Annotated in this window: 5 protein-coding genes; all 5 read right to left on the bottom strand. The window is 70.9% G+C overall.

Annotated elements, in window-relative coordinates:
* Window positions 1-211: 211 nt before the first annotated feature.
* Window positions 212-1633 carry an argininosuccinate lyase gene (argH, locus tag ACI379_RS16330; protein WP_439793179.1) on the bottom strand — a complete coding sequence of 474 codons (1422 nt, stop codon included), beginning with the start codon at window positions 1631-1633 and terminating at the stop codon, window positions 212-214.
* 92 nt (window positions 1634-1725) lie between these two features.
* Window positions 1726-3162: an argininosuccinate synthase gene (gene argG, locus ACI379_RS16325; RefSeq protein ID WP_439793178.1), complete on the bottom strand. Its 1437-nt coding sequence runs from the start codon at window positions 3160-3162 to the stop codon at window positions 1726-1728.
* Window positions 3159-3749 (bottom strand): arginine repressor, encoded by a 591-nt coding sequence (locus tag ACI379_RS16320; RefSeq protein ID WP_439793177.1) that lies wholly within the window; start codon window positions 3747-3749, stop codon window positions 3159-3161. The genes argG and ACI379_RS16320 overlap by 4 nt, the downstream gene beginning before the upstream one ends.
* A complete protein-coding gene (gene argF, locus ACI379_RS16315; RefSeq protein WP_439793176.1) occupies window positions 3746-4669 on the bottom strand; it encodes an ornithine carbamoyltransferase in 924 nt (307 codons plus the stop codon). The genes ACI379_RS16320 and argF overlap by 4 nt, the downstream gene beginning before the upstream one ends.
* Window positions 4666-5209: aminotransferase class III-fold pyridoxal phosphate-dependent enzyme (locus ACI379_RS16310; protein ID WP_439793175.1), on the bottom strand; the 544-nt coding region annotated here is incomplete at its 5' end. The genes argF and ACI379_RS16310, both read right to left, overlap by 4 nt.

Genomic DNA, 5209 nt, shown 5'->3' with positions numbered 1-5209 from the left:
TGGTTTCCAGTGCATCCGACCTTCTGGCCGGGCTCCGGCGCCGCTCGCGGCGACAAGAAGAACATTAGACGAGCGTTCAAGGAACCCGCAACTCGGGGTACCCCCGAACGCGTTTCCGCAGGTCAGAGGCTTGTCGCCCGCGCTCGGCCCCGGAAACGGTGCGAGGGCCACCCGTCGGACGGGTGGCCCTCGTGGCCTGAGAACTGGGAGATCAGGCGTCCAGCGCCTCGCGGAAGGCGGCAACCCGGGCTCGGGCCTCCTCCAGCTGCTCGGCGACGCGGACCGGGGCGGTGCCACCTCGACCGTCACGGGAGGAGACGGATCCCTCCACCGTCAGGACCAGACGTACCGCAGGGGTCAGCGCCGGCGAGATCTCCGCGAACTCCTCGTCGGAGAGGTCGGCGAGCTCCACCCCCCGGGCCTCGGCGGCCCGGACGCACGCGCCGGCCAGCTCGTGGGCGACCCGGAACGGCGTGCCCTCACGGACCAGCCACTCGGCGATGTCGGTGGCCAGCGAGAAGCCCTGCGGCGCGAGCTCGGCCATCCGCTCGGTGTTGTAGACGAGCGTGGCCATCTGGCCGGTGAAGGCCGGGAGCAGAACCTCGAGGGTGTCGATGGAGTCGAAGACCGGCTCCTTGTCCTCCTGGAGGTCCCGGTTGTACGCCAGCGGCAACGCCTTCAGCGTGGTGAGCAACCCGGCCAGGTTGCCGACCAGACGCCCCGCCTTGCCGCGTGCGAGCTCGGCGATGTCGGGGTTCTTCTTCTGCGGCATGATGCTCGACCCCGTCGACCAGGAGTCGTGCAGCGTCACGAAGTCGAACTCCTTGGTCGCCCAGAGGATGACCTCCTCCGCGATCCGACTGATGTCGACACCGATCTGTGCGCACACGAAGGCGAACTCCGCGACGAAGTCGCGCGAGGCCGTGCCGTCGATGGAGTTCGCGCTGGAGCCGGTGAAGCCCAGCTCCGCGGCCACCAGCTCGGGGTCCAGCCCCAGGCTCTGACCGGCCAGGGCACCGCTGCCGTACGGGGAGTCGCAGACCACGCGCGCGTGCCAGTCCCCCAGCCGGTCCACGTCGCGCAGGAGCGCCCAGGAGTGGGCCAGCAGGTGGTGCGAGAGCAGCACTGGCTGGGCGTGCTGCAGGTGCGTGCGGCCCGGCATGATCGCCCCGAGGTTGGCTTCGGCCTGGTCGGCCAGCGCCGAGACGAGGTCGAGAACCAGCTGCGAGACGACCCGCTGGTGATCCAGGAGGTAGCGCCGGAACAGGGTGGCGATCTGGTCGTTGCGCGAACGGCCGGCACGGAGCTTGCCGCCCACCTCGGCGCCGACCTCCTCGATGAGGAGGCGCTCCAGGGCACCGTGCACGTCCTCGTCGGACTCCCCCGGGACGAGCTCCCCTGCGACGAGACGTTCGGCCAGTGCGTCCAGGCCGCGGTGGAGCTCCAGCTCCTCCTCGCCCGTGAGCAGCCCGGCCGCACCCAGCGCCTTGGCGTGGGCGTGCGAGCCCGCCAGGTCGTACGGAGCCAGCCGCCAGTCGAAGTGCGTGGAGCGGGACAGACGGTCGAGCTCAGGAGAGGGACCGCCCTCGAAGCGGCCTCCCCACAGCTTGCCGGTGTTGGTGGCCTCGCTCAGCCCGGCCCCGCCCGTCGTGCTCAGGTCGCCGTCGCCCGTCGTGCTCACAGGATGCTCCTCGTTCGGTGGTGTTCGTGTGGTCCGGACGACGCTCAGTCGGCGCCGAACTCCATGGCGACCGAGTCACCGGAGTTCTCGATGTCGGACTCGTCCTCCACGTCGGTGTTGGCCGCGATCACGTCCGCGCCACCCGCGGGCAGCTCGCCGAAGAGGGTGCCGTTCTCGACGAGCACCTGGCCCTGGTCGAGCGGCTGGTTGGCGTACTGCTCGAGCTTGAACCGGGAGTCGGCGATGTCGAGGTTGCGCATGGTGAGCTGGCCGATCCGGTCCAGCGGGCCGAACGCCGCGTTCTCCGTACGCTCCATCGACAGCTTCTCCGGGTGGTAGGAGAAGTTGTCACCCTCGGTGCGCAGGATCGTGTAGTCCTCGCCGCGGCGCAGACGCAGCGTCACCTCGCCGGTCACCAGGGAGGCGATCCAGCGCTGGATCGACTCACGGATCATCAGCGACTGCGGGTCGAGCCACCGGCCCTCGTACAGCAGCCGGCCGAGCTTGCGGCCCTCGTTGTGGTACTGCGCGACGGTGTCCTCGTTGTGCACCGCGTTGATGAGCCGTTCGTAGGCGATCCACAACAGCGCCATGCCCGGCGCCTCGTAGATGCCGCGCGACTTCGCCTCGATGATGCGGTTCTCGATCTGGTCGCTCATGCCCAGACCGTGACGGCCGCCGATGGTGTTGGCCTCGTGGACCAGAGCGACCGCGTCGTCGAAACGCGTGCCGTTGATCGCGACGGGGCGGCCGGCCTCGAAGCGGACCGTCACGTCCTCGGTCTCGATGACCACCGAGGGGTCCCAGAACTTCACGCCCATGATGGGCTCCACCGTCTCCAGCGAGACGTCAAGGTGCTCCAGCGTCTTGGCCTCGTGGGTGGCGCCCCAGATGTTGGCGTCCGTCGAGTACGCCTTCTCCACGGAGTCGCGGTAGGGCAGGTTGTTCTCGAGCAGGAACTGGCTCATCTCGGCACGGCCACCGAGCTCGGTGACGAAGTCGGCGTCGAGCCACGGCTTGTAGACCTGCAGGGCCGGGTTGGCCATCAGGCCGTAGCGGTAGAACCGCTCGATGTCGTTGCCCTTGTACGTGGAGCCGTCGCCCCAGATGTTGACGCCGTCCTCCATCATCGCGCGGACCAGCAGGGTGCCGGTCACGGCGCGGCCGAGCGGGGTCGTGTTGAAGTACGCGCGGCCACCCGAACGGATGTGGAAGGCGCCGCAGGCCAGCGCCGCGAGGCCCTCCTCGACGAGCTGGGGCTTGATGTCGACGGCACGGGCGATCTCGGCCCCGTACAGCTTGGCGCGGTCGGGCACGCCGGAGATGTCGGGCTCGTCGTACTGACCGATGTCAGCGGTGTAGGTGCACGGAACGGCACCCTTCGCGCGCATCCAGGCCACGGCCACCGAGGTGTCGAGGCCTCCGGAGAAGGCGATGCCGACGCGCTCGCCGACGGGGAGGGAGGTGAGGACCTTGCTCACTGGTCGTCCTTTGCTGTGCTGCTGGAGGTGGAACGGGACTGGATGGGGGCCGCCGGTTCGGCGGAGGCGGTGCCGTTGGTGCGGTGGCGGTTGGCCAGCTCGAGGAACTTGGCCGCGAGACGAGGTCCCCCGACCGGGTCGCGGGCGATCACCAGGACGGTGTCGTCGCCCGCGATCGTCCCGAGGACGTCGTGGAATTCTGCCCGGTCGAAGGCGCTGGCGAGGAACTGCGCCGCGCCGGGCGGCGTACGCAGCACCGTCAGGTTGGCGCTCGCGTCGGCACTGACGAGGAGCTCCCCGCACAGTCGCGCAACCCGGTCGAGCGCGGCCGCGGACTCGCGCGGCGCCGTCGGTGACCGGTCCCCGCCCTCACCGGGCACCGCGTACACGAGTGCGCCGTGCGGGCTGCGGACCTTCACCGCGTCGAGCTCCACGAGGTCCCGGCTCAGGGTCGCCTGGGTGACGTGCACGCCCTCCTCGGCGAGCAGCTGGGCCAGGTCGGTCTGCGAGCGCACCTCGTGGTGGGTCACCAGGTCGATGATCCGCTGGTGCCGCGCACTCTTGGTGATCGGGCTGGTGGCGCTCATCGTCGCTCCTGGAGCCAGGCCAGGACGGCCTTCTGGACGTGACGCCGGTTCTCGGCCTCGTCCCAGATCACGCTGGCCGGACCGTCGAGGACCTCAGCGGTGATCTCCTTGCCGCGGTACGCGGGCAGGCAGTGCATCACGATCGCGTCCTCGGCCGCGTGGCCCAGCAGCTCCGCGTCGAGCTGGTACGGGCCGAGGTCGGCCAGGCGGGCGGCCGCCTCGTCCTCCTTGCCCATGGAGACCCAGGTGTCGGTGACCACGACGTCGGCACCGGCGACCGCGGCCACCGGGTCGATCTCGATCGTCACCGAACCGCCCGTCCGGCCGGCGATCTCGGCGGCCCGGGCCACCATCTCGTCGGCGGGCTGGTACCCGTCGGGCCCGCTGAGCACCACGTGCATGCCGGCCGTCGCGCCGGCCAGCAGCCACGAGTTGCCCATGTTGCAGGCGGCGTCGCCGAGGAAGACGGCCCGCAGCCCGGCCAGGGTGCCCTTGTGCTCACGCACGGTGAGCAGGTCGGCCAGCAGCTGGCAGGGGTGGAAGTCGTCGGTGAGGGCGTTGACCACGGGCACCCCGGAGTACTCCGCCATCTGCTCCAGGCTCGCCTGGGCGAACGTGCGCCACACGATCTGCCCGGCCTGGCGGCCCAGCACGCGTGCCACGTCCGGCACGGACTCGCGCACGCCGATACCGGCCAACGCACCGTCGATCAGCATGGGGTGTCCCCCGAGCTCCGCGATCCCGGCGGCGAAGGAGGCCTGTGTGCGCAGGGTCGGCTTGTCGAAGATCATCGCCACGGTCACCGGCCCCGCCAGCGGCTTCGCGCCGTACGGGTCACCCTTGAGCGCGGCGGCGAGGTCGAGCAGCTCGGCCTGCTCGGCAGGGGTCACGTCGTCGTCGGCCAGGAAGTGGCGGGTCATGCCGCTCCCCCGTCGGCCTGGTCCGAGGCCGCATCGAGGATGCCGGGCCAGGCAGCCACGAACGCCTCGGCGTCCTCGTGGCTCAGCACGAGCGGCGGAGCGAGGCGGATCCGCTCCGGCGTGGGCGCGTTGATGATCCACCCGGCCTCGAGCGCGGCCGCCAGCACCCGAGCCGACGAGATCCCCGGCGCGAGGTCGAGACCGATGAGGAGTCCGGCGCCACGGACCTCGGTGACACGGGGGTCGGCGGCCAGTCCGGCACGCAGCACCGAGCCGACGGCCTCGGTGTGGGCGAGCAGCCCGTCGTTCTCGATCGTGTCGAGGACCGCGAGGGCGGCCGCGGCGGCCACCGGGTTGCCGCCGAACGTGGTGCCGTGGTTGCCGGGCTCGAGCAGCGCCGCTGCCGGCCCGGTCGCGATGGTGGCCCCGATCGGGATGCCGCCGCCGAGCCCCTTGGCGAGCGTGACGACGTCCGGCACGACGACCGTGTCGACCAGGTCCGGGTGCTGGTGCGCGAACCACGCACCCGTACGGCCGATG

The sequence above is a fragment of the Nocardioides sp. genome, assembly GCF_051876515.1.
In the GTDB taxonomy this organism is placed as follows: domain Bacteria; phylum Actinomycetota; class Actinomycetes; order Propionibacteriales; family Nocardioidaceae; genus Nocardioides.
Note: the sequence above shows the minus strand (reverse complement) of the source record. Positions and strands in the feature narration are given on the sequence as shown.

What these genes read in the sequence shown, in the direction of transcription:
- argF (WP_439793176.1), bottom strand. Translation starts at nt 4,669, where the DNA reads ATGACCCGCCACTTCCTGGCCGACGACGACGTGACCCCTGCCGAGCAG.
- ACI379_RS16320 (WP_439793177.1), bottom strand. Translation starts at nt 3,749, where the DNA reads ATGAGCGCCACCAGCCCGATCACCAAGAGTGCGCGGCACCAGCGGATC.